1 protein-coding gene is annotated in these 1,484 nt (G+C 67.5%); it reads left to right on the top strand.

The annotated features are described in order from the left end of the window. Positions 1 to 234 precede the first annotated feature (234 nt). Positions 235 to 1,077, top strand: coding sequence for an SAM-dependent methyltransferase (locus tag AC08ON_RS16260; RefSeq protein WP_476608358.1), 843 nt, complete (start codon positions 235 to 237; stop codon positions 1,075 to 1,077). Positions 1,078 to 1,484: the final 407 nt, after the last annotated feature.

The raw sequence follows: 1,484 nt of genomic DNA, 5'->3' as shown, positions 1-1,484 counted from the left end.
CCAAGGAAACCCTCGAACACATCGCCGGAGACCGCCGCCGGACACTCCAATTCATAGCCACTTAACGCAACAGGCCGTCACACCACGCGACCTTCGCGCAGCCCTGTGTGGATGGTGCCTGCCCGTGCCGTTAGGGTGCTCGTCAGTGGCATCCGAGTGGCATCATCCGAGTGGCATCATCCGAGTGGCATCATCCGAGTGGCATCATCCGAGTGGCAAGGGGATGGAGGAGCGGTGACGGAAACACGGGACCCGGCGTGGGTAGCGACTACGGGGGACCGGGAGCCGGTGAACCTGCGGATGGATCTTCCTCATACGGCCCGGATGTATGACTACTACCTGGGCGGGAAGGACAACTTCCCGGCCGACCGGGAGGCCGCCGAGCAGGTCATCGCAGCGTTCCCCAATGCCCGCGTCACGGCCCGGGAGAACCGGGCGTTCATGACACGGGCGACCCGGTTCCTGGCCGGAGAGGTCGGGATCCGCCAGTTCCTCGACATCGGTACCGGCATCCCCACCAGCCCGAACCTGCACGAGATCGCCCAGGGCCTCGCCCCCGACACCCGGGTGGTTTACGTGGACAACGACCCGATCGTGCTCACCCACGCCCGCGCGTTGCTGACCAGCACCCCGCAGGGGCGCACCGCCTACCTCGACGCCGACCTGCGCGACCCTGACGGGATCCTCGCTGCCCCGCAGCTACACAGCACCCTTGACCTCACTCGGCCGATCGCCCTGTCCGTCGTCGCGATCTTCCATTTCATCCCCGACGCGGATGATCCCTACGGGATCGTGCGTCGGCTCCTCGACGCGTTGCCGTCGGGTAGCTACCTTGTCCTCACCCACGGCACCGGAGATTATGATCCGGACGCGGAACGGGCGGCGGAAGCCTACCGGCAGAAGGGGATTTCGGTGCAGCCCCGCAGCCGATCCGAAGTCGAACGTTTCTTCGACGGGTTGGAGCTGGTCGACCCCGGGGTTCAGGCCGTTCACCGCTGGCGGGCCGACGGCAGCGCCGTCGAGGAGCTGACCGAAGCGCGGGTCAGCATCTACGGCGGTGTTGCCCGCAAGCCGTAACACGCCATCCGGCAAGCAGAGCACTGATGCCCGGTGGCCTCGCCCAACCGGTCACAGCGCGGCGGTGGGACTGAGCCGGATCGCGGACAGCCTTTATGGTCCGCGTCGACGCCCATACAGTGAGCGCCTGATCAAACGTGTGCCCGGCTGGAGCGATCCCGCCTACGGCTACGCAGATCGTCCTGTTCCGCGCGCACCCACCACGCCATCACGGCCGTCCGCCCGTGCCCGAGGAGTGAGAGGAGCAGAAGGCACGCCGCAGCGACCGGTCAACTGTCCCGGTCCCTGATCAGTCGTTGCCGCCTGTCGTGCGGCGGGTGCTGAGCAGGCGCTCTTCCAGCCAGGCCCATCCTTCGGGGCGACGGTGCCAGCGGTGCCAGTCCCACAGCACCCCGTGCACCCGCGGG

It is taken from the genome of Frankia sp. CoWAU3 (assembly GCF_977971855.1).
This window is presented reverse-complemented; position numbering and strand designations above follow the sequence as displayed.